Genomic DNA, 22,270 nt, shown 5'->3' with positions numbered 1-22,270 from the left:
GGTCCGGGGGCCGCCGGCGCCGGTGGGCGCCTCGGTCCCCGTACGCGACTACTTCGCGCCGGTCTCGCCGTCGCCCTTGGCGTCCTTGCCCTCGGTCTCCGCGTCGGACTTCTTGGTGAGGTCCGGCTTGGCGTCCTCGGCCACGGTCTCGTCCTGGTCCGCGGTCAGCGCGGAGGCGTCGTCCGGGACGATCGCGGACGGGTCGTCACCGTGCACGATCCGGTTGTACTCCTCGTCGTCCAGGACGGCGCCGATGGCGTTCTTGGCGAAGATGAACAGGACGCCCGGAGCGGCCTCGAGCGTGACCGACTCGTCGCCGACTTCCTTGACGGTGGCGTACATCCCCCCGATCGTGCGCACACCGGTTCCGGGCTGCATCTGGTTGCGCATCTCGGCCGCCTGCTGCTGCTTCTTCTTGGCAGAGCGGGTCATCAGGAACATGGCCCCGATGAGGATGATGAACGGGAGAAGGGCGGCAATACTCACGGGACGGAAATCCTTCGCACGGACGCGCGGAGTGCGCGGCCTTCTTCGGGGGTGGGCGCGCCGACCTGGAAGGGCGGCATCGGCGGAGTCTAAGCGAGTCCGCATCGATGGAACAACGCCCAGCATGGCACCGTGGTTCCTGGCCGGGCGAGTACCCGCGCCGTCACGTCCCGAACAGACCCCCTTGCCCCGCTCCGGGCGCCTGAGCCTGCGGCGGGACGAGCCCGAGGTGGGTCCACGCGGCGGGCGTCGCGATCCGTCCGCGCGGGGTCCGCGCCAGCAGCCCCTCCCGTACGAGGAAGGGCTCGGCGACCTCCTCGACCGTCTCGCGCTCCTCCCCCACGGCCACGGCCAGCGTCGACAGGCCCACCGGTCCCCCGCCGAACAGCTTGAGCAGGGCCTTGAGGACCGCGCGGTCCAGCCGGTCCAGGCCGCGGGTGTCCACCTCGTAGACGTCCAGGGCGGCGGAGGCGATGGCCGCGTCGATCCGGCCGTCGGCCTTGACCTGGGCGTAGTCCCGCACCCGGCGCAGCAGCCGGTTGGCGATGCGGGGCGTGCCCCGGGAGCGGCCGGCGATCTCGGCGGCGCCGTCGGGGTCGATCTCCACGTCGAGCAGGTCGGCCGAGCGGTGCACCACCCGGCGCAGCTCGCCCGGCTCGTAGAACTCCATGTGCCCGGTGAAGCCGAAGCGGTCGCGCAGCGGCGGCGGCAGCAGTCCGGCCCGGGTGGTGGCGCCGACCAGGGTGAAGGGCGGCAGTTCCAGCGGGATGGCGGTGGCGCCGGGGCCCTTGCCGACGATGACGTCGACGCGGAAGTCCTCCATCGCCATGTAGAGCATCTCCTCGGCGGGCCGGGACATCCGGTGGATCTCGTCGAGGAAGAGGACCTCGCCCTCCTGGAGCGAGGAGAGGATCGCCGCCAGGTCCCCGGCGTGCTGGATGGCCGGTCCCGAGGTGATCCGGATCGGGGCGCCCATCTCGGCGGCGATGATCATCGAGAGGGTGGTCTTGCCGAGGCCGGGGGCGCCGGAGAGCAGGACGTGGTCGGCGGTGGCGCCGCGGGCGCGGGCGGCCCGCAGCACCAGGTCGAGCTGCTCGCGGACCCGCTCCTGGCCGACGAACTCGCCCAGCGTCTTGGGGCGCAGGGCCGCCTCGACGGCCTGGTCCTCGCCGTCGGCGTCGGCGCCGACGAGGCGGTCGGCGAAGCCGTCGGCCTCGGTGCTGGTCTCGTCCCGGTTCACTGCTCGATCACCTCGTGCGGTTCAGGGTCTGGAGGGCGGCCTTCAGCAGCTGGCCGATCTGCGGGGTGCCCCCGGCGGCCTCGGCCTGCGGGGCGACCGCGGTGACGGCCTCGTCGGCCTCCCGGGTCGCGTACCCCAGGCCGATCAGGGCGGCGTGCAGCTGGTCGCGCCAGGAGGTGGTGACGGGGGTGCCGACGCCCTGCTTGCCGATGTGGGCGCCGACCGGCTCGCCGAGCCGGTCCTTCAGCTCCAGGAGCAGCTTCTGGGCGCCCTTCTTGCCGATGCCGGGGACCGCGGTCAGCGCCTTCTCGTCGCCGGTGGCGACCGCGACCCGCAGCGCGTCAGGCTGGTGCACGGCGAGCATGGACTGGGCCAGCCGGGGGCCGACGCCGCTGGCCGTCTGCAGGAGCTCGAAGACCTGGCGCTCGTCGTCGTCCGCGAACCCGTACAGCGTCAGGGAGTCCTCGCGGACCACCAGGGAGGTGGCGAGCCTGGCGTCCTGTCCGACGCGCAGCGGGGCCAGGGTGGCGGGGGTGCACTGCACGGCCATGCCGACGCCGCCGACCTCGACGACCGCGGTGGTGGGTCCGAGGGCGGCGACGGGGCCGCTGACGAAAGCGATCATGACCTTCGGCCTTTCGATGCGTGCAGGGCGACGGCCTGCTGGAGGCGGTTCTGCGCGGGCGCGCGCCAGATGTGGCAGATGGCGAGGGCCAGGGCGTCGGCGGCGTCGGCCGGCTTGGGCGGCGCGGCCAGCCGGAGCAGCCGGGTGACCATCGCGCCGACCTGGGCCTTGTCGGCCCGTCCGCTGCCGGTGACGGCGGCCTTGACCTCGCTGGGGGTGTGCAGGGCGACCGGGATTCCGCGGCGCGAGGCGCACAGCATGGCGACCGCGCTCGCCTGCGCGGTGCCCATCACCGTACTCACGTTGTGCTGGCTGAACACCCGCTCCACGGCGACGAGTTCGGGGCTGTGCTCGTCGAGCCACTGCTCGATGCCGCGCTCGATGCCGACCAGGCGCTGTCCGATGTCCGCGTCGGCCGGGGTGCGCACGACCCCGACGCCGAGCATCGTCAGCGGGCGGCCCGCGACCCCCTCGACCACGCCGACGCCGCACCGGGTCAGGCCCGGGTCCACCCCGAGAACGCGCACGGCCCCTCCTTCGCTCACCAGTTTGTGCAGGCTATCGGCTCGCACTGACAACGCGGAGGACCGACGGGGCGGTGGCCCGGACGGCACGCGCGTCCGACAACGCGGCGGGCCGGCGGGGGTGTTCCCCGCCGGCCCGCCGGTGTGCGCGTGGATCAGGCGTCGACCGCGGCCATGACCTCGTCGGAGACGTCGAAGTTGGCGAAGACGTTCTGCACGTCGTCGCTGTCCTCCAGCGCGTCGATGAGCTTGAACATCTTGCGCGCGCCGTCCTCGTCCAGCTCGACCTGCATGGTCGGGACGAAGCTGGACTCGGCCGAGTCGTAGTCGATGCCGGCCTCCTGGAGCGCGGTGCGCACCGCGACCAGGTCGGTGGCCTCGCTGATGACCTCGAAGGACTCGCCGAGGTCGTTGACCTCCTCGGCGCCCGCGTCGAGCACCGCGCCGAGGACGTCGTCCTCGGACAGCTCGGCCTTGGGGAGCACGACGACGCCCTTGCGGTTGAACAGGTACGAGACCGAGCCCGGGTCGGCCATGGAGCCGCCGTTGCGGGTCATGGCGACGCGGACGTCGGAGGCGGCGCGGTTGCGGTTGTCGGTGAGGCACTCGATGAGCACCGCGACGCCGTTGGGGCCGTAGCCCTCGTACATGATCGTCGCGTAGTCGACGCCGCCGGCCTCGAGGCCGCCGCCGCGCTTGATCGCGGAGTCGATGTTCTTGTTGGGGACCGAGCTCTTCTTCGCCTTCTGCACGGCGTCGAACAGCGTCGGGTTGCCGTCCAGGTCGGCGCCGCCGGTGCGGGCCGCGACCTCGATGTTCTTGATCAGCTTCGCGAAGAGCTTGCCGCGCTTGGCATCGATCACGGCCTTCTTGTGCTTCGTCGTAGCCCATTTAGAGTGGCCGGACATCTGCCTGTCTCCTTCGCGTAACCAATTTCTGAACGAACCCCAGAGATCCTACCGGGATCCGGTCACCGCCCCGCGCGCACCATGTCCACGAAGAGCTGGTGCACCCGGTGGTCGCCGGTCAGCTCGGGGTGGAACGAGGTCGCGAGCGCGTTGCCCTGGCGGACGGCGACGATGTGCCCGCCGTGCTCGGCGAGGACCTCGGTCCCGGCGCCGACGGACTCGACCCAGGGAGCGCGGATGAAGACGCCCTCGACCGGTCCGACCCCGGTGACCTCGACGGTGGCCTCGAACGACTCGTTCTGTCGGCCGAAGGCGTTGCGGCGCACGATCATGTCGATACCGCCGAAGGTGTCCTGCCCGGAGCGCGGGTCGAGGATCTTCTCGGCCAGCATGATCAGCCCGGCGCAGGTGCCGTAGACCGGCAGGCCGGCGGCGATCCGCTCGCGCAGCGGCCCGGCGAGGCCGAAGATCTCGGCGAGCTTGGAGATCGTGGTGGACTCGCCGCCCGGGATGACCAGGCCGTCCACCTCGGCGAGCTCCTCGGGGCGCCGGACCGGCCTGGCCACGGCGTCCGCCGCGGCCAGGGCGATCAGGTGCTCCCGTACGTCGCCCTGGAGGGCCAGGACGCCGATGACGGGGGTGCTGCCCATGAGGATTACCAGCCCCGGTTGGCGTAGCGCTCGGACTCGGGGAGGGTGTCGCAGTTGATGCCGACCATGGCCTCGCCCAGGTTGCGGGAGGCGTCCGCGATGACCTTCGGGTCGTCGAAGAAGGTGGTGGCCTTCACGATGGCGGCGGCGCGCTTGGCCGGGTCGCCGGACTTGAAGATGCCGGAGCCGACGAAGACGCCCTCGGCGCCGAGCTGGCGCATCAGCGCGGCGTCGGCCGGGGTGGCGACGCCACCGGCGGAGAACAGCACGACCGGCAGCTTGCCGAGCTCGGCGACCTCCTTGACCAGCTCGTAGGGGGCGCGCAGCTCCTTGGCGGCGGCGAACAGCTCGTTGTTGTCGTAGCCGCGCAGCCGGGCGATCTCGTTCTTGATCTGGCGCAGGTGGCGGACGGCCTCGACGACGTTGCCGGTGCCGGCCTCACCCTTGGAGCGGATCATGGCCGCGCCCTCGGCGATGCGGCGCAGGGCCTCGCCCAGGTTGGTGGCGCCGCAGACGAACGGCGTGGTGAAGGCCCACTTGTCGGAGTGGTTGACCTCGTCGGCCGGGGTGAGGACCTCGGACTCGTCGATGTAGTCCACGCCGAGGGACTGCAGGACCTGGGCCTCGACGAAGTGGCCGATGCGGGACTTGGCCATCACCGGGATGGAGACCGCGCCGATGATCTCCTCGATCATGTTCGGGTCGGACATCCGGGCCACGCCGCCGTCCTTGCGGATGTCGGCCGGGACCCGCTCCAGGGCCATGACGGCGACGGCGCCCGCGTCCTCGGCGATCTTCGCCTGCTCGGCGTTGACCACGTCCATGATCACGCCGCCCTTGAGCTGCTCGGCCATGCCGCGCTTGACGCGGGCGGTGCCGGTCTCGGGGGACTGCGGGGTGGTGGGGAGCGTGCTGGACACGGTTCGACCTCACTAGGGAAAGAACGGGGAGATCGGCATCCATAAGGGGTGCCACCAGCGAGGAAACCTCCCGGGACCAGTCCACGGCAAGGGCCAATGACCAGGCGGTGGATCGTTTTGGGTCAGGCGCCCGGCCGGTCGGCGAGGGCCGCCGGGGGCTCGTCGTCCATCTCGAAGGCCATCGGGAACGGCGCGTGTCCGGCCAGCCGGAACCAGCGGACCTTGCGGTGGCGGCGCAGGGCGCGCGCGGCGCGTACCGCGTCGTTGTGGAAGCGCCGGGCCATCGGCACCCGGCGCACCGCCTGCGCCAGCTCCCCGGCCGCCTCCTCGCCGCCCGGCGCGTCCCGCACCGCCTCGACCTGCCCGGGCTCGCCGAACACCGCCCGCAGCGCCTGGCTCAGCTCGCTCTCGGCGACCTCCCGCTGCTCCTCCTCGGCCTGCCGCGCCGCGTGCGCGGCCTGGTAGAGCACGATCGAGGCGGCCGGGTCGAGGACCCCGGAGGTGGCCAGCTCCTGGGTGACCGAGGCGCGGCGCAGCAACTGCGCGTCGAGCGCGGCGCGGGCCGCGTCGATGCGCGCGTGCAGCCGGTCCAGGCGGCCGGCGGTCCAGCTGAGGTACAGGCCGATCGCGAAGAGGGCGACGGCGATCCAGATGAGGGTTACGGTCACGGGCGGAAAGGCTACCGGGACGCGTCCGCGCGGCGATCACGCCGGACGGACCGGTCGCCACCGGGGGGAGCGGGCATGGAGAGACGCGGGACACTCACCGGGGAGGTCGCGGCCCAGTCGCTCGGGGACCGGCTGGGGGCCGCGCCGCGGCCGGTGGAGCGGGGCATCGGGTGGACGCACGCGCGCCTCGACGTGGCCGACGGGGGCGTGCCGTACGCCGTGGACGTCGTCGCCGACACGGCGTCCGCGCCGCGCTCGGTGGCGTACCTGCTGCCCGGCGGCGGGCTGAACTTCACCGCGGACTTCTTCACGCCGCGCTCCCGCAACCTGGTCCACCACCTGCGCCGGGCCGGCCACCTGGTCGTCGGGATCACCCCGCGCGAGGACGCCGCGGACGCCGCGCGGGTCGGGCCCGATTGGGGGCTGGCCGCGCACCGCGCCGACGCCCGCCGCGTCATCGCCGCCACGGACACCGCGCTGCGGCTGCCGTACCAGCTGGTCGGGCACTCAGCGGGCGCGGCGCTCGCCCTGGACCTTGCGGGCGCGCACCCCTCGGAGCGGCTGCGCCGGGTGGTGGCGATCGACACCACGGGTCCCTACGCCGGGGACCTCGCGGAACGGGCCGCGCGGACGCGGGACGCCTTCCAGGAGCTGATCGACCAGGGCCGGTACGCCAACGACCCCGGTCTCAAGGGGCTCCTCGCGCGGGCGCTGGCGGACCCGGACGGGGCGAGCGCGGTGCCGCGCCCGGTCGACCCGTCGACCCGCTTCACCCACGCGGGCCTGGCGCACTTCGCGCTGATCCGCACCGGCGCGCTGCCGGGACCCGCCAACTGGATCTACCACCAGGGCCACGCCGCGGGGAGCTACGCCTTCGGGGCGACGCCCGCCGAGGACCGCTTCGCGCTCACCCACTCGCCCCTGGAGGTCTGGGGCGAGGCCACGGCGGCGCTGGGCAGCGGGCTCGTGCCGCACGCACTGCTGCGGGACCTGGCGGCGGTGTGGGCGGGGGACGACGCGACGTACCGGATCGCCTGGGAGCGGATCGGGGCGGAGGTGGTGTGGGTCAACACGGAACTGGGCCGCGGGGACCATCCGCGGGGCGCGGAGCTGGTAAGGGAGGGCGGGAACAGACGGGTGGGGTTCACGGTGGTCCCGGGGTACGGACACGGGGACCCGCTCTGGAGCACCACGGCCGACACAGACGCCTGGCCCCTGCTGACGCCACGGTAGGCCCGCGCCGCGGACCGGGCGAGCCCGGCGGAAACCGGGCCTCCGCTCAGTCCCTCGCCAGGCCCCATCTCGCTCGCAGCCCCGTGCGTTCGTCGGTCGCCACCGAGGCCGCGCCGTCCGTCACCGTCTCGTACACCGCCAGGATGTCCGCCCCCACCGTCGCCCAGTCGAAGCGCCGCACGTGCGCCGAGCCGCGTTCGCTGAGTTCGGCCCGGCGCGCGGGGTCCCCGAGGAGGCGGACCGCCGCGGCGGCGAGCGCGTCCGCGTCCTCGTTGGCGAACAGCTCCCCCGCCGCGCCCTGGTCCAGGACCTGGGCGAAGGCGTCCAGGTCCGAGGCGAGCACGGGCGCGCCCGCGGACATGGCCTCGACCAGGATGATCCCGAAGCTCTCGCCGCCGGTGTTGGGGGCGACGTACACGTCGACGCTGCGCAGGAACCGCGCCTTGTCCTCGTCGCTGACCATCCCGAGGAACTCCACCCGGGCGCGCATCTCCCTGGGCAGCGACGCGACCGCCTCCTCCTCGTCCCCGCGCCCGGCGACCAGCAGACGGGTGCCGGGGCGCTCGGCGAGGATCTTCGGCAGGGCCCGCATCAGGACGGGCAGGCCCTTGCGGGGCTCGTCGATGCGGCCGACGAAGCCGAGGGTCTCGCCCTGCCACTCCTTGCGCGGCTCGGCGCGGGCGAAGAAGTCCACGTCGACGCCGTTGGGGATGACCACGGCGTCCCCGCCCAGGTGCTCGACCAGGGTGCGCCGGGCGTACTCGCTGACCGCGATGCGCGCGCTGATCTTCTCCAGCGCGGGCTGCAGGATCGGGTACGCGGCGATCATCGCGCGGGAGCGCGGGTTGGAGGTGTGGAAGGTCGCCACGATCGGGCCCTGCGCCGCCCAGCAGGTGAGGAGCCCGAGCGAGGGCGAGGCGGGCTCGTGGATGTGGATGACGTCGAAGGTGCCCTCGTGCAGCCAGCGGCGCACCCGGGCGGCGCTGAGGAAGCCGAAGTTGAGCCGGGCGACCGAGCCGTTGTACGGGACGGGGACGGCCCGGCCCGCGGAGACGACGTAGCGGGGCAGCGGCGTCTCGTCGTCGGCGGGGGCCAGGACGGAGACCTCGTGGCCGATCCCGATCAGGTGCTCGGCGAGGTCGCGGATGTGGAACTGGACGCCGCCCGGCACGTCCCAGGAGTACGGGCAGACGATGCCGATCCTCACGCGGGGCGCACTCCTCGGTCCTCCAGGTCGGCCAGCCACAGTCGCTGGAGCATGTGCCAGTCCTCGGGGTGGTCGGCGATGCCGGTGGCGAACGCGTCGGCCAGCGCCTGGGTCATCTCGGTGGTCTTCTCGGCGCGGGTGCCCTGCTCGGGCACCTCGACCGGCGGGTGGACGCGGCCCTTCATCACGGGCGTGTCCTCGTACCAGAGGGTCACCGGCAGCAGCAGCGCGCCGGTCTGCTGGGCCAGCATGGCGGGCCCGGCGGGCATCCGGGCGGCCTCGCCGAAGAACGAGACCTCCACGCCGGAGGCGGACAGGTCGCGGTCGGCGACCAGGCAGACCAGGCCGCCGGAGCGCAGCCGGCGGGCCAGGGTGCCGAAGGCGGAGCCGCCGGTGTGCGGCAGGACCTCCATGCCGAGGGACTCGCGGTAGGCGACGAACCGGTCGAAGAGGGTCTCGGGCTTGAGCCGTTCGGCGACGGTGGTGAACGGCACGCCGAGCGCACGGGTCACCCAGACGCCCGCCAGGTCCCAGTTGGCCAGGTGCGGCAGGGCGAGGATGACGCCGCGGCCCGAGTCGAGGCCCTCGGTGAGGTGGTGGACGTCCTTGATCTCGACGTTGTCCCTGGCGCGCTCGGCGCTCCAGGCGGGCAGCCGGAAGGACTCCATCCAGTACCGCATGTAGGACCGCATGCCGGCCTTCGACAGCTGGGCCAGCCGGGCGGGGGTGGCGTCGGGCACCACCCGCGCGAGGTTGGACTCCAGCCGCAGCACGCCCTTGCCGCGCCGCTTCCACACCTGGTCGGCGATGGTGGTGCCGAGGCGTACGGCGACGGGCTCGGGGAGCTTCTTCACGCCCGCCCAGCCGAGGCCGTACAGGGCGTCCGTCAGCTTGTCCCTCACGGCGTGGCCCCGCTCTCCCGGGCGGCGAGCGCGTCCGCCTCGGCGGACTCCCGCCGCACCGTCACGACCCGCTGGCCCAGGGTCACCGCACTGCCCACCGCGACGATCCACAGCGCCACCGGCAGCAGGTGCTCGATCCACGGCACGCCGAACTTCGACAGTCCGGCGAGGCCCGCCGCGACCAGCGAGATCACCAGCCGCTCGGCGCGCTCGACCAGGCCGTTGACCGCGACGGGCAGGCCGATCGACTCGCCCCGGGCCTTGGTGTACGACACGACCTGGCCGCTGGCCAGGCAGAAGATGGCGACCGCGCAGAGCACGTTGTCGTTCCCGGTGCCCGCGTACCAGAGCGCGAAGCCGCCGAAGATGGCGCCGTCGGCGACCCGGTCCAGGGTGGAGTCGAGGAACGCGCCCCAGCGGCTGGAGATCCCGGCCTGGCGGGCCATGTTCCCGTCGACGAGGTCCGAGAAGACGAACAGCGTGATCACGATGGTGCCCCAGAAGAACTCGCCCCTGGGGAAGAAGACCAGTGCCCCGGCCATCACACCGGCCGTGCCGATGAGGGTGACCGCGTCCGGGCTCACCCCGCGGCGGAGCAGAAACGCGGCGAACGGTGTGAGGACACGCGTGAAGAATGCACGCGCGTACTTGTTCAGCATGGCCTTCCCGGGGTTCGGCAATCCGTGCGGCTCCGACGGCCACCGGCTGGCCCATCGTAGCCAGGACCGCTCCGAGTCGACGTGGCGCACCCGGCCGGTCGCGGACACGTACGACGTATGGACGCACCGTGACCGGAGTGGAAAGCTCGGTAGACCACCGCGGGCACCGCCGGAGCTGCCGCGTGTGCTCCCCCGCGCCCGCGTCCCCCCTCTCCTCACCGTGCGTCGATCGGGAGGCAAGAACCATGGGCGACAAGGCGAACGGACACCCCGGAGCCGCCGGCAGGGCAGCGACGGCCGACCAGCCCGCATCCGTACGGAACGTGGTGCTGGTCGGCCACAGCGGATCGGGCAAGACGACCCTGGTCGAAGCGCTGGCCCTGACGGCGGGCGCCGTCAACCGGGCGGGCCGGGTCGAGGACGGCGGCACGGTCTCGGACTACGACGAGATCGAGCACCGCCAGCAGCGTTCGGTACAGCTCTCCCTCGTCCCGCTGGAATGGGGCGGGTACAAGATCAACCTCCTCGACACACCCGGTTACGCCGACTTCGTCGGGGAGCTGAGGGCCGGTCTGCGCGCCGCGGACGCGGCCCTCTTCGTCGTCTCGGCCGCGCAGGAGGCCGACGCGGTGGCGGGCTCGACCCGCATGGTGTGGGAGGAGTGCGCGGCCGTCGGGATGCCGCGCGCCATCGTGGTCACCCACCTGGACACCGCCCGCACCGACTTCGCCGAGCTGACCCGGGTGTGCGGGCGGATCTTCGGCGGCGACGACCCCGACGCCGTACTGCCGCTGTACCTGCCGGTGCACGGCCCCGAGGCCTCCGACGGGCACGCGCCGGTGACCGGCCTGGTCGGGCTGCTGTCGCAGCAGGTCTTCGACTACACCTCCGGGGAGCGCGCCGAGGCGGCGCCGGACCCGGAGCAGTCCGCGCTGATCGAGGCCGAGCGCAACCGGCTGATCGAGGGGATCATCGCCGAGAGCGAGGACGAGTCCCTGATGGACCGCTACCTCGGCGGCGAGGAGATCGACGTCAAGACGCTCGTGGACGACCTGGAGAAGGCCGTGGCGCGCGGGGTGTTCCACCCGGTGCTGGCCGCCGCGCCCGCCGCCGGGGGCGGCCGCGAGGGCCTGGGCACCCTGGAGCTCCTGGAGCTGATCACCGGCGGCTTCCCGACGCCGCTGGAGCGCGAGGCCCCGGCGGTCACCACGGCCGGCGGCCTGCCGCGCCCGGCGCTGTCCTGCGACCCGGACGGGCCGCTGGTGGCCGAGGTGGTCAAGACGGCCTCCGACCCGTACGTGGGCCGGATCTCGCTGGTACGGGTCTTCAGCGGCACCCTGCGCCCCGACGAGGTGGTCCACGTGTGCGGCCACGGGCTCACCGACCCGGGCCACCAGGAGAGCCCGCTGCACGAGGCGGACGAGCGGATCGGCGCGCTGTCCTCGCCCTTCGGCAAGCAGCAGCGCACCCTGTCCCACTGCGTGGCGGGCGACCTGGCGTGCGTGGCCAAGCTGGGCCGCGCGGAGACCGGCGACACCCTGTCGGGCAAGGACGACCCGCTGCTGATGGAGCCGTGGACGATGCCGGACCCGCTGCTGCCGCTGGCGATCCAGGCGCACAGCAAGGCCGACGAGGACAAGCTGTCGCAGGGCCTCTCGCGGCTGGTGGCCGAGGACCCGACGATGCGCCTGGAGCAGAACCAGGACACCCACCAGCTGGTCCTGTGGTGCCTGGGCGAGGCGCACATGGACGTGGCCCTGGAGCGGCTGCGCAGCCGCTACGGGGTGCAGGTGGACGTGGTGCCGCACAAGGTGGCGCTGCGCGAGACGTTCGGCGGCGCCTCCCAGGGGCGCGGGCGGCACGTGAAGCAGTCCGGCGGGCACGGCCAGTACGCGATCTGCGAGATCCGGGTGGAGCCGCTGGCGCCGGGCTCGGGCATCGAGTTCGTCGACAAGGTGGTGGGGGGCGCGGTGCCGCGCCAGTTCATCCCGTCCGTGGAGAAGGGCGTACGGGCACAGGCGCGGCGCGGGGTCGCGGCCGGGTACCCGCTGGTGGACGTGCGGATCACGCTGTTCGACGGCAAGGCGCACTCGGTGGACTCCTCCGACGCCGCCTTCCAGACGGCGGGCGCGCTGGCGCTGCGCGAGGCGGCGGCCGAGGTGCGGGTGCACCTGCTGGAGCCGGTCGCGGAGGTGCGGGTGCTGGTGCCGGACGAGTACGTGGGCCCGGTGATGAGCGATCTGTCGGGGCGGCGGGGACGCGTGGTGGGCACCGAGCAGGCGGGTGCGGGACGCACGCTCGTACGGGCCGAGGTGCCGGAGATCGAGATCGGGCGGTACGCGGTGGACCTGCGCTCCCTCTCGCACGGCACGGGACGCTTCGGGCGGGCGTACGCCCGGCACGAGGCGATGCCGCCGCAGGTGGCGGACCGGGTGCGGGAGCGGGAGGGGGACGCGAGGCGGCAGGGGGTCGTGGCGTAGGAAGGGGCCGTGCCCGCGGCCGGGTGCCGCTCCGGCGGCATTCGGCCGTCCCCGCCCGCTCCGGCCACGACCCGGATACGCTGTGGTGCCCTGCTCAGCAGGTGTGCGGGGCGCGGTAGTTGGGAACAGGCCGCAGAGCGGGACGACATCCGCGGCGAGCGGCGCGATGGGGGGACGAACAGTGACGACACCGTGGCCACAGGTTCCGGTCCAGGGGTCCGGGGAGCAGACCACGGCGGCCCACGCCCTCGCCTCCGCCGCGTACCGCGACAACCCGGTCGAGGAGATCCTCAAGGCCAACAACGAGGTCCACGAGTCGACCGTGAAGAAGGGCCGGTTCTCGCTCTTCGAGCCGAACCTGGGCGAGGCCTTCTCGCGCGCGGTGGTGGTGCGGATGCTGGGCGGCGCCCGCAAGGCGCTGGTCCAGTCCTTCGGCACGGACCCGCAGCCGGTGGTGGAGCACTGCCTGGCGGCCAATGCGCTGCGCAAGCAGCGGGACCGCCAACTGACCCTGATCACGGTCGTGTTCGGGGTGCTGTTCCTGCCCGGGCTGCTGGTGTGGCTGGCGGTGTTCCAGCTGCGCCGCACCCTGGCCGGGGCCAAGGACCGCTCGGCCGGCCTGATCGGCTTCGCGCTGCTCGCCGCGGTGGCCGTGCTCGGCGTGATCTTCCTCATCAAGATGCCCTTCACCGGGGTGCTCTCGCTCTACCTGCGGGCCATGGTGGTCGCCCCGGTGGTCGGCTGGTTCCTGGCCAAGCGGGTCGCCGAGTCCACCGCCGACAAGCTGCGGGCCCAGTGGACCTCGCTGCTCTCGGGCGGCAGCATCGGCGCGAAGATCCCCGAGGCGGTGCCCTCCAGCCCGCTGGAGAAGCCCGCGGAGCAGCTGCGCCAGGGCCTGGACGAGCTCGCCGACGAGCAGCAGTCCAACATCGTCTTCTACGCGGGCCCCAAGGGGATACTGGGCCTGGGCACCCGCTGGGGCGGCTGGCAGCTCGCCGAGGAGCTGCTCCCCCAGGACGGCAAGGAGATCCACGACTTCCGCAGCTGGGACGTGGTCAAGGAGATCCAGAAGGAGCTGAGCCTGCTGGAGCGGGGCGCCATCAAGAGCGGCGGCTTCCCCGCGCCGAAGGTCAGGGACTGGATCGTGGCCCCGGTCGGCGAGGGCGCCAAGGAGGTCTCCCGGGCCGCCAGCGAGAACGTGGTGCGCTACCAGGTGAAGCCGCACGAGATACAGCGCATCTGCAACGAGCAGCAGTTCGGCAAGGGCGACCGGCACTACCTGGGCGTCCAGTTCGCCCTCTGGGACGACCAGCTGGTCCTCACCATGATGATCACGGTGACGGTGCTCTACAAGACGCTGCGCATCGAGGTCACCGGCCACGCGCTGGGCCCGGTGCACAGCCTGTTCACCACCAAGCCGAAGGCGAAGACCCGCGAGGTGTCCAAGACCGTGCGGTTCTGGGAGACCCGGGAGGTCAGGCTGCCGCTGGTGGACGCCACCGAGGTGGTCCGCCTGGCGGTGCGCGCCCCGCTGGTCTGGTTCCCGCCGGTGCTGGACTTCCTGGGCGGCAAGCTGACCCTGCCGGAGCCGTTCGGCCTGCGGCACGCCTGGGCCGACAAGCCCTGGCGGCACCGCTTCATGGCGGACGACGCGATGCGCGCGGCGACGCCGGTGATGCGGGCGGTGCACGCGGCGACGATCCGGGTGCTCAAGGACCACGGCGTGGACACCGAGAAGTTCGCCAACCGCTCGATGGTCCTGGGCGGCATGGTGCAGGACCCGGCGCCGCGCAGGGCGGACGCGTACGACGCGTGATCCGCACGGTGCGTGATCCGCACGACCTGTGATCCGTACGACGCGTGACGCGCCGCGGGGCGGACGGCCCCGCGGCGCGCGCGGGGCCGCGTCCGCGCTCAGCCGACGGGCCAGGCCCCGGCGAGCATCTCGCGGGTGTCGGCGAGGAGTTGGGGCAGCACCTTGGTGTGGCCGACGACCGGCATGAAGTTGGTGTCGCCGCCCCAGCGCGGCACCACGTGCTGGTGCAGGTGGGCGGCGATGCCGGCGCCCGCGACGGTGCCCTGGTTCATCCCGATGTTGAAGCCGTGCGCGCCGGAGGCGGTGCGCAGGGCGGCCATGGCGTGCTTGGTGAACACGGCGAGCTCGGCGGTCTCCGCCTCGTCGAGGTCCGTGTAGTCGGCGACGTGCCGGAACGGCACGACCATCAGGTGCCCGCCGGTGTACGGGTAGAGGTTGAGCACCGCGTACACCGTCTCGCCGCGCGCGACGACGAGCCCGTCCTCGTCGGACTTGGCCGGGATGGAGCAGAACGGACAGCCGTCGTCGACGCCGGGCCCGGTGGGCCTGTTCTCGCCCTGGACGTACGCCATCCGGTGGGGGGTCCACAGGCGCTGGAACGCGTCCGGCGTCCCCACTCCGATCTGCTGCTCCGGCTCAGTCGTCATGCCGATCAGCATATGGCGTCGCGGAACCGGAACGCGGGCGGGCCCCCGGGGAACGACTCCCCCGGGGGCCCGCCCGCACACGGCCCTCGATCAGACCTGGACGCGGTCCTCGACGATCTTGGCGATCTTGGCGATGGCGTCCTCGACCGGGATGCCGTTCTCCTGGGAGCCGTCGCGGTAGCGGAAGGAGACGGCGCCGGCCGCCATGTCCTCGTCGCCCGCGATGACCATGAAGGGCACCTTCTGCTTCTGGGCGTTGCGGATCTTCTTCTGCATGCGGTCCGAGGAGGAGTCGACCTCGACGCGCAGGCCCTTCCTGCGGGCGGCGACGGCGAACTCCTGGAGGTACTCCACGTGCCCGTCGCCGATCGGGATGCCGACCGCCTGGACCGGGGCGAGCCAGGCCGGGAAGGCGCCCGCGTAGTGCTCCAGGAGCACCGCGAAGAAGCGCTCGATGGAGCCGAAGAGCGCGCGGTGGATCATGACCGGGCGCTGCTTGTTGCCGTCGGGGCCGGTGTACTCCAGGTCGAAGCGCTCGGGCAGGTTGAAGTCGAGCTGGATGGTCGACATCTGCCAGGTGCGGCCGATGGCGTCCTTGGCCTGGACGGAGATCTTCGGGCCGTAGAAGGCGGCGCCGCCCGGGTCCGGGACCAGCGGCAGGCCCTGCTTCTCGGCGACCTGGCGCAGCGTCTCGGTCGCCTCCTCCCAGACCTCGTCGGAGCCGACGAACTTCTCCGGGTCCTTGGTGGACAGCTCCAGGTAGAAGTCGGTCAGGCCGTAGTCGCGCAGCAGGCCGAGGACGAAGGTGAGCGTCTTGTCCAGCTCCTCGGACATCTGCTCACGGGTGCAGTAGATGTGCGCGTCGTCCTGCGTGAAGCCGCGGGCCCGGGTCAGGCCGTGCACGACGCCGGACTTCTCGTACCGGTACACGGTCCCGAACTCGAAGAGGCGCAGCGGCAGTTCGCGGTAGGAGCGGCCGCGCGCGTCGAAGATCAGGTTGTGCATCGGGCAGTTCATGGGCTTGAGGTAGTAGTCCACGCCCTCGTCGAGCTGCATGGGCGGGTACATGCCGTCGGCGTACCAGTCCAGGTGGCCCGACTGCTCGAAGAGCTTCCCCTTCGTCGCGTGCGGGGTGTAGACGAACTCGTACCCCTCCTCCTCGTGCCGGCGGCGCGAGTAGTCCTCCATGACCCGGCGGATGATGCCGCCCTTGGGATGGAAGACCGCGAGGCCGGAGCCGATCTGCTCGGGGATGGAGAACAGGTCCAGCTCGTTGCCCAGCTTGCGGTGGTCGCGCTTCTCCGCCTCGGCGAGGAACTCCAGGTACGCCTTCAGCTCGTCCTTGGACGGCCAGGCGGTGCCGTAGATGCGCTGGAGCATCGGGTTCTTCTCGCTGCCGCGCCAGTAGGCGGCCGCGTTGCGCATCAGCTTGAACGCCGGGATCAGGCGGGTGGAGGGCAGGTGGGGACCGCGGCAGAGGTCCTTCCAGCACAGCTCGCCGGTCTTGGCGTCCAGGTTGTCGTAGATGGTGAGCTCGCCCGCGCCCACCTCGACGTCGGCGCCGTCGTCGGAGGAGGCCGAGCCCTTGAGCCCGATCAGCTCCAGCTTGTACGGCTCGTCGGCCAGCTCCTCGCGGGCGGCCTCGTCGGTGACGACCCGGCGCGCGAACTTCTGGCCGCGCTTCTGGATCTCCTGCATCTTCTTCTCGACGGCCTTGAGGTCCTCCGGCGTGAAGGGCTTCGCCACGTCGAAGTCGTAGTAGAAGCCGTCCTTGACCGGCGGGCCGATGCCCAGCTTGGCCTCGGGGAAGAGCTCCTGCACGGCCTGGGCCATCACGTGCGCGGTGGAGTGGCGCAGGATGTTCAGGCCGTCCTCGGAGGTGATCTCGACGGGCTCGACCTCCTCGCCGTCCCGCACCTCGTACGCCAGGTCCTTCAGCTCGCCGGCCACCCGGGCCGCGACGACGGTGCGCTCACCGGTGAAGAGGTCGGCGGCCGTAGTGCCCGTCGTCACCACGCGCTCTTCCCGCTCGGAATCGCGATGGATGATCACACGGACGTCTGACACCGGTCTCTCCTGCCTGAAGGGGGTCGCCGCAGTGGTCACTGCGTACCGGTGAATCGTACCGAGCCCCGGACCCCGGCCGCGAAACGGTCACCGGCCCCCTCAGTCTCCCCCGCCGCACGCCTCCTCGAAGAAGTCCAGGTTCTCGTGCAGCGACTTCAGCAGCCGGTCCCGCTCGGCGTCGTCGACCTGCACCGGGACCACCCCCGAGGCGTCGGTCAGGCGCCGGAAGCCGCCCCGGCTCTCCAGCCGCCCGACCACCCGGATCGGCAGGCCCACCAGGTGGGCGTGGCCGGCCGTGCGGTACGCCTCCTCGTCCAGCGCCACCCGTACGTGCGGCACCTCGGCGCCGCCGATGACCCGCAGCCGCACCGTCCCCTCCCCGCGCGGCCCGGAGCGCCGCATCCGCACCACCGCGCCGGTGATCCGCACCGGCACCGACGGCTCGTCCTTCAGGAAGCGCGCCCCGGCCTCGCGCAGCGCGGGCAGGTCGCCGGGCGAGAACTCCACCGGCTCGGGCCGGGCCGCGCAGCCGTGCGGCACCCCGGCCGCCGGGGCCCACTCCAGCGTGATCCGGGCCCCTTCGGTGCCCCGCACCAGCGCGACGACCGCCTCGGTGAGCTCCCGGCTGACGCCGACCCGCACCGCCGCGTCGAAGGCCTCCATCCCGCCGGTGGCCCGCATGTAGTCGGCGGCCTCCCGGGCCGCGTACAGCGCGTGGTAGAGCCGTACGGTCACGGTGCGGCCCGGGTCGACCGGCAGGAACGCGGTGAGCGCGGCGTGCCCCTGGTCGGCGGGCGCGGGCCCGACCAGCACCCCGTCGAGGGCGGCCTGCGCCTGGCGGCGGTGGCGGGCCCCGTAGTACCCGGCCCTGCTCCGGGCGGCCAGCGCGCCCGCCATCAGCAACTGGCGGGCGGCCGAGCGCAGTTGCTCCTGCACGGTCCAGGCCGCCGCGCCCGTCAGACCGGTCGGTACGTCGCGCCACCAGCGGATCTCGTCACTGGGCAGGGTCAGGCCGACGAGCACCTCGCGGGCCGCGGGCGTGCCGCTGCGGGCGAGTGCGGTGAGCGCCTCGGCGAGCAGGTCGTCGCAGTCGGGGAAGGCCCGGCTCTCGGGCACCAGCAGGCTGGTCCCGGCGGCGCCGGGTCCGGGCGGCGTCCAGCGGGCGTAGCGCCCGGCGCTGCCGCCGCGCCGCCGCCAGCCGTGCCGTTCGAGCAGCGCCCCGAGGACGACGGGGTCGACGCGGGACGGGTCGGGGACGGTGCCGCCCGGGGCGGCGGGGAGCGGGTCGGCGCCGCCGGGGTGGGGGCGCAGGGGCTCGTCGGTCGGCGAGTGCATCAGGGTCTCCCTCCCGCCCCGACCCGGGTCATGATCTCGCACAGGGCCCGGTCGTCGAAGATGCGGTTCGTCGGTATCCGCACGGTGCTGCGGCGGCGGCCGGTGACCTGGTGGCCCGCCAGGTTGGTCCAGTAGCAGCAGTGCCTCAGGTCGAGCCGGTCGTGGCCGGCGCGCAGCCATTCCTCCCGGGTCCTGGGCACGATCATCACGACGAGGATCTTGTGCACGGAGACCGGGGTGCGCGCGAGCTTGACCAGGTGGTCGTTGTCGAGCGTGAACGAGAAGGCCGGGCCCGGCGGACGGGGCGCCAGCTGGTAGGTGCACTTGAGCTGGACCTTGATGGTCACCTCGTCGTCGACGGCGTGCCCGGGTGAGCTGTGGCTGACGTGCCAGTCGATGCCGTTGTCCGGAAAGGGCTGGGAGAGCGAGCACCCCGCGGCGGCGGCCACGGCGTGCAGGTAACCCACCTGCAGCGTCTCCATGCAGGCGGTGGTGGCGAGTGAGCCGCGCAGCGGCGCGATCCGCTGAGGCAGCAGCCCACCCGGCTCGGGCTGGGTGAGCGCCATGTCTGTTTCCTTCCCCGTCACCTGTGTTGTCACCGGGTTGCGTACGGCGCAAACGGCCCGGGTATCACCGATTCGGGCAGGGGGAATCACGCCATCTGCCAGGCACGCGCGAGGAGTTCGGGGATGACGTACTGGTACGAGGGGCCCCTGGCCGCATTCGACACCGAGACCACCGGAGTGGACGTCGAGAACGACCGCATCGTCTCGGCCGCGCTGGTGGTGCAGGACACCGCAGGCGGCCGGGCGCGGACCGTCCGCTGGCTGGTCAACCCGGGGGTGCCGGTACCCCCGGGCGCCACCGAGGTGCACGGGCTGACGGACGATCACCTGCAGCGCAACGGCCGCTGGCCCGCGCCGGTGATGGAGGAGATAGCGAGGGCGCTGGGCGAGCAGTGCGCGGCGGGCCGCCCGCTGGTCGTGATGAACGCGCCGTTCGACCTGACCATCCTGGACCGGGAGTTGCGCCGCCACCGGGCGTCGTCGCTGGCCCGGTACCTGGAGGGCGCGCCGCTGTGCGTGCTGGACCCCCGGGTCCTGGACAAGCACCTGGACCGCTACCGCAAGGGCCGGCGCACGCTGACCGACCTGTGCTCGCACTACGAGGTGGTCCTGGACGGCGCCCATGACGCGGCGGCGGACGCGACCGCTTCGCTGGAGGTCGTACGGGCGGTGGGGCGGAAGTTCGCCGGGCGCCTCGACCGGCTCAGCCCGGCGGAGCTGCACACGCTGCAGGCGGTGTGGCACGCGGCGCAGGCGCGCGGGCTGCAGGCCTGGTTCGCGCGGCAGGGCACGCCGGAGGCGGTGGACCCGGCGTGGCCGATGCGCACCGAGGCGCGCGCGGCGGCGGCCTGAACGGGCCGCGCACAGCCGGTCGTACGGCCGGTCGTACACAGCCGAGAGGCCGGTCCGCTGGACGGACCGGCCTCTCGATCGGTGGGCGATACTGGGTTCGAACCAGTGACCTCTTCGGTGTGAACGAAGCGCTCTCCCGCTGAGCTAATCGCCCGGGAACGCACCGAACATTACAGGTACGACGGGGGTTCGTTCAAACCGCTTCGAGCAGCGCGGCCAGACCGCGCCGGCCGGAGCGCATCATCAGCGCGTGGTTGAGCCGGAACAGCGGCCGCCCCGGCACCGCGAGGCGGCGCAGCAGCGGCTTGCGCACCTCGACCTCCTGCTCGTACAGCACCCGGCTGCCGCCGCCCGCGCGGCCGGCCACCGTCCAGCGCGCCCAGCCCTCCATGTCCCCGCTCAGCGCGGCCTGGAGGACGAGCCCGACCGGGTCGTGGCGCGTCTCGGTGGCGGTGACGAACAGGTCGTACGGGAGCAGGGAGCGGAAGCGGCCGGTGCCGGTGCGCTCGTCGACCGCCACCACCTCGCGGACCTGGCGCCACCAGCGCGGGTACTCCTCGGCCCGCTCCAGGGCGGCGAAGACGGCGTCCGGCGGGGCGGCCAGCAGCCAGACGCTGCGGAAGCGGTAGCGGTTGGGGTCCATGGTCCGAGTCTGCGCCCCCGGGCAGGGATCCGGCAGGGACCCGGCAGCGACCCGGCGGTACTGAGTACGCATCTGAGTACCCGCGCGCATGGCCGGGGGGTGGGGCCCGCAGCACACTCCGGGGCATGGAGAACGCCCCGCCGCAGCCCGTGCAGGAGCTGGCGGCCATCGACAGCGAGCTGGTGCGACTCGACGCCCGCCGCGCCCAGTTGCTCGCCCGGCGGGCGTGGCTGCTGCACCACGCGCTCCCCCTGCGCCCGGCCGGTCCGCCCGGCGGCGCGGCTCCCGCGGCCCGGTGGGGCGCGCCGGCCGACGCCTCGCCGCCGAGCGTGCAGAACGTGCTGCTCGCGCTCGGCGGCGTGCTGCTGGCCGTCGCCGCGATCGCGTTCACCCTGGTGAGCTGGGGCAGCATGGGCATCGCGGGCCGTTCGGCGGTGCTGTCGCTGGTGACGGTGGCCGCGCTGGGCGCTCCGGTGGTGCTGCTGCGCCGGGGGCTCGCCTCGACCGCGGAAGCCGTGGCCGCGCTGGGCCTGCTGCTCACCGTCCTCGACGCCTACGCGGTGCACGCGGTGGGCCTCGCGGAGACCGGCGGCGTGGGGTTCGCGGCGGCCGCGTCGGCGGTGCTCGCCGCACTGTGGGCCGGGTACGGCAGGGTGCTCGGGAAGCTGCGCCTGCCGCTGCCCGCCGCCGTGCTGACCGCGCAACTCCCGCTGCCGCTGTGGGCGTTGGCCTCCCACGCCCCGGCCGTCACGATCACCTGGTCGCTGCTGGCCACGGCCGCGCTGGACGTGCTGGTCGCGCTGTACGCCACCTCCTCCGTGGTGCGCGGCTTCGCCTGGACGACCGCGTGCGTCGCCGGCGGGTACGCGCTGCTGGCCGCCGGGGTCCTCTCGCTCGGCGCGCCGCTGGGCCCCGCGACGGTGCTGCTCGGGGGCGCCGCGCTGGCGCTGCTGGCCGGGTGGCGGCGTCCGGCGGCGGCGCTGCCGGGCGCGGTCGTCGCGGGCCTGGCGGCCGTGGCGGCGGTGGGCGGGGTGGTACGGGACGCGGTGCCCGGCGCCTGGGCCGTGCCCGGCTACCTGGCGTGTGCCCTGGCGCTCCTCGCGCTCGTACGGACGTCCCTGCCGCGCCCGCTGCGGACCGGGTTCGTCGCCGCGTCGGCCGCGGTGCAGGCGCTGGCCGTGCTCTGGGCGCTGCCGCTGGTGGCGGCGGGCCTGGCGGGCGGCGCCGCGCGGGTCGCGGACGTCTGGGCGGGCGCCCCGGTGTCGGCCGGGGACGCGCTGCCCGGGGGCCTGCCCTGGGCGGAGCCGCTCCCGGCGCCGCTGGTGCTGCTCGCGGTGGCCGCCGCCCTGGTGGTCCTCGCCCGGCTGCCGCGGGTCCCGGGCGCGGCGGCCCGGTGCGCGGCCCTGGCCCTGGGCTGGGCGGCCCTGACCACCGTGCCGGTCGCCCTGGACCTGCCGTACGCCGCGGTCCCGGCCGTGCACACCGCGGCGGGCGCGGCCCTGCTGCTCCTGGCCGTCCGCCCGGAGCGGCTGCCCGCCGGGCCGCCCGCGGCGCTGACGCCCACCGCACTCGCCCTGGGCGCCGCCTCCGGCGGGTGCGCGGCCCTGTACGCGCTGGCCTCCCGCCCGGCCACCTTCACGGTCCTCGCCGCCCTGCTCCTGGCCCTGGCCGGGTGCGCGGCACTGGCCCGGCGGACGTGGCTGCGCGAGGTGCTCTCCTGCGGCGCCGTGGTCACCGCCACCGCGCTCGCGGGTGCTCCTCTACTCGGGGTGGGGCGTCGCGCTGCTGCTCGCCCCTGTGCTGTACGGCGCCGCGCGCTCCGGCCGTACGGGGGTCGTGCGG

Annotated in this window: 21 protein-coding genes and 1 tRNA gene; 5 read left to right on the top strand and 17 right to left on the bottom strand. The window is 73.5% G+C overall.

Annotated features, from left to right (window positions below):
* Positions 1–48: 48 nt before the first annotated feature.
* The 8 genes from yajC to ABT160_RS38425 all read right to left on the bottom strand — a co-directional run bounded on the left by yajC (position 49) and on the right by ABT160_RS38425 (position 6,021).
* On the bottom strand, positions 49–486 hold the full coding sequence (gene yajC / locus ABT160_RS38460) for a preprotein translocase subunit YajC (RefSeq protein ID WP_351653055.1): 438 nt from the start codon (positions 484–486) through the stop codon (positions 49–51).
* A 163-nt stretch (positions 487–649) separates the two neighbouring features.
* Positions 650–1,726, bottom strand: coding sequence for a Holliday junction branch migration DNA helicase RuvB (gene ruvB / locus ABT160_RS38455; protein ID WP_351653053.1), 1,077 nt, complete (start codon positions 1,724–1,726; stop codon positions 650–652).
* 7 nt (positions 1,727–1,733) lie between these two features.
* Positions 1,734–2,351 carry a Holliday junction branch migration protein RuvA gene (gene ruvA / locus ABT160_RS38450; protein ID WP_351653051.1) on the bottom strand — a complete coding sequence of 206 codons (618 nt, stop codon included), beginning with the start codon at positions 2,349–2,351 and terminating at the stop codon, positions 1,734–1,736.
* Positions 2,348–2,878, bottom strand: coding sequence for a crossover junction endodeoxyribonuclease RuvC (gene ruvC / locus ABT160_RS38445; RefSeq protein ID WP_351653050.1), 531 nt, complete (start codon positions 2,876–2,878; stop codon positions 2,348–2,350). Before ruvC ends, ruvA begins: the two co-directional genes overlap by 4 nt.
* Positions 2,879–3,030: 152 nt before the next feature.
* Positions 3,031–3,783: a YebC/PmpR family DNA-binding transcriptional regulator gene (locus ABT160_RS38440; RefSeq protein WP_351653049.1), complete on the bottom strand. Its 753-nt coding sequence runs from the start codon at positions 3,781–3,783 to the stop codon at positions 3,031–3,033.
* A gap of 62 nt (positions 3,784–3,845) precedes the next feature.
* Positions 3,846–4,433, bottom strand: a complete 588-nt coding sequence (gene pdxT / locus ABT160_RS38435; RefSeq protein WP_351653047.1) for a pyridoxal 5'-phosphate synthase glutaminase subunit PdxT — start codon at positions 4,431–4,433, stop codon at positions 3,846–3,848.
* A 5-nt stretch (positions 4,434–4,438) separates the two neighbouring features.
* The gene (pdxS, locus tag ABT160_RS38430; RefSeq protein WP_351653045.1) at positions 4,439–5,353 is read right to left on the bottom strand and encodes a pyridoxal 5'-phosphate synthase lyase subunit PdxS; all 915 of its coding nucleotides are present in this window, start codon (positions 5,351–5,353) and stop codon (positions 4,439–4,441) included.
* A 122-nt stretch (positions 5,354–5,475) separates the two neighbouring features.
* Positions 5,476–6,021 (bottom strand): hypothetical protein, encoded by a 546-nt coding sequence (locus ABT160_RS38425; protein WP_351653043.1) that lies wholly within the window; start codon positions 6,019–6,021, stop codon positions 5,476–5,478.
* 75 nt (positions 6,022–6,096) lie between these two features.
* Here ABT160_RS38425 and ABT160_RS38420 point away from each other — a divergent pair, with 75 nt between their 5' ends.
* A complete protein-coding gene (locus tag ABT160_RS38420; protein ID WP_351653042.1) occupies positions 6,097–7,254 on the top strand; it encodes a hypothetical protein in 1,158 nt (385 codons plus the stop codon).
* Between the two features lie 46 nt (positions 7,255–7,300).
* Here ABT160_RS38420 and ABT160_RS38415 read toward each other — a convergent pair whose 3' ends face one another.
* From ABT160_RS38415 to pgsA, 3 genes are read right to left on the bottom strand one after another with little or no spacing between them, the layout of a single operon-like run.
* Complete coding sequence (locus ABT160_RS38415) at positions 7,301–8,461, bottom strand: glycosyltransferase family 4 protein (RefSeq protein ID WP_351653040.1); 1,161 nt, start codon at positions 8,459–8,461, stop codon at positions 7,301–7,303.
* Positions 8,458–9,363 (bottom strand): phosphatidylinositol mannoside acyltransferase, encoded by a 906-nt coding sequence (locus ABT160_RS38410; RefSeq protein ID WP_351653038.1) that lies wholly within the window; start codon positions 9,361–9,363, stop codon positions 8,458–8,460. Before ABT160_RS38410 ends, ABT160_RS38415 begins: the two co-directional genes overlap by 4 nt.
* Positions 9,360–10,022, bottom strand: a complete 663-nt coding sequence (gene pgsA / locus ABT160_RS38405; protein WP_351653036.1) for a phosphatidylinositol phosphate synthase — start codon at positions 10,020–10,022, stop codon at positions 9,360–9,362. The genes ABT160_RS38410 and pgsA overlap by 4 nt, the downstream gene beginning before the upstream one ends.
* 245 nt (positions 10,023–10,267) lie before the next feature.
* Here pgsA and ABT160_RS38400 point away from each other — a divergent pair, with 245 nt between their 5' ends.
* Together ABT160_RS38400 and ABT160_RS38395 are read left to right on the top strand one after the other, a co-directional pair.
* Complete coding sequence (locus ABT160_RS38400; protein WP_351653035.1) at positions 10,268–12,502, top strand: elongation factor G-like protein EF-G2; 2,235 nt, start codon at positions 10,268–10,270, stop codon at positions 12,500–12,502.
* Between the two features lie 166 nt (positions 12,503–12,668).
* Positions 12,669–14,318, top strand: coding sequence for an AbeC-like domain-containing protein (locus ABT160_RS38395; protein WP_502984377.1), 1,650 nt, complete (start codon positions 12,669–12,671; stop codon positions 14,316–14,318).
* A 98-nt stretch (positions 14,319–14,416) separates the two neighbouring features.
* Here ABT160_RS38395 and ABT160_RS38390 read toward each other — a convergent pair whose 3' ends face one another.
* The 4 genes from ABT160_RS38390 to ABT160_RS38375 all read right to left on the bottom strand — a co-directional run bounded on the left by ABT160_RS38390 (position 14,417) and on the right by ABT160_RS38375 (position 18,933).
* Positions 14,417–14,977, bottom strand: a complete 561-nt coding sequence (locus ABT160_RS38390) for an HIT family protein (RefSeq protein ID WP_351653031.1) — start codon at positions 14,975–14,977, stop codon at positions 14,417–14,419.
* 78 nt (positions 14,978–15,055) lie between these two features.
* Positions 15,056–17,032 carry a threonine--tRNA ligase gene (gene thrS, locus ABT160_RS38385; RefSeq protein WP_351653029.1) on the bottom strand — a complete coding sequence of 659 codons (1,977 nt, stop codon included), beginning with the start codon at positions 17,030–17,032 and terminating at the stop codon, positions 15,056–15,058.
* A gap of 99 nt (positions 17,033–17,131) precedes the next feature.
* Positions 17,132–18,367: a hypothetical protein gene (locus ABT160_RS38380; RefSeq protein WP_351653027.1), complete on the bottom strand. Its 1,236-nt coding sequence runs from the start codon at positions 18,365–18,367 to the stop codon at positions 17,132–17,134.
* Entirely contained in the window at positions 18,367–18,933 is a 567-nt protein-coding gene (locus ABT160_RS38375; RefSeq protein WP_351653025.1) for a DUF4365 domain-containing protein, read from the bottom strand. The genes ABT160_RS38380 and ABT160_RS38375 overlap by 1 nt, the downstream gene beginning before the upstream one ends.
* A gap of 123 nt (positions 18,934–19,056) precedes the next feature.
* Between ABT160_RS38375 and ABT160_RS38370 the strand changes: the two genes are divergently transcribed.
* Positions 19,057–19,785, top strand: a complete 729-nt coding sequence (locus tag ABT160_RS38370; protein WP_351653023.1) for a 3'-5' exonuclease — start codon at positions 19,057–19,059, stop codon at positions 19,783–19,785.
* Positions 19,786–19,867: 82 nt separating this feature from the next.
* Here the strand turns inward: ABT160_RS38370 and ABT160_RS38365 are convergent.
* Together ABT160_RS38365 and ABT160_RS38360 are read right to left on the bottom strand one after the other, a co-directional pair.
* Positions 19,868–19,939, bottom strand: a tRNA-Val gene (locus ABT160_RS38365).
* Between the two features lie 39 nt (positions 19,940–19,978).
* Positions 19,979–20,428 carry an SRPBCC family protein gene (locus ABT160_RS38360; RefSeq protein WP_351653021.1) on the bottom strand — a complete coding sequence of 150 codons (450 nt, stop codon included), beginning with the start codon at positions 20,426–20,428 and terminating at the stop codon, positions 19,979–19,981.
* A gap of 125 nt (positions 20,429–20,553) precedes the next feature.
* On the opposite strand from ABT160_RS38360, the gene ABT160_RS38355 reads away from it, so the two are divergent.
* Positions 20,554–22,270 (top strand): hypothetical protein (locus tag ABT160_RS38355; protein WP_351653019.1); only part of this gene is annotated, 1,717 nt, incomplete at its 3' end.

Origin of the sequence: Streptomyces sp. NPDC001941 (genome assembly GCF_040296945.1) — a bacterium.
Taxonomy (GTDB): domain Bacteria; phylum Actinomycetota; class Actinomycetes; order Streptomycetales; family Streptomycetaceae; genus Streptomyces.
The sequence above is the reverse complement of the archived record's forward strand: the minus strand, read 5'-3'. Positions and strand labels throughout refer to the sequence as shown.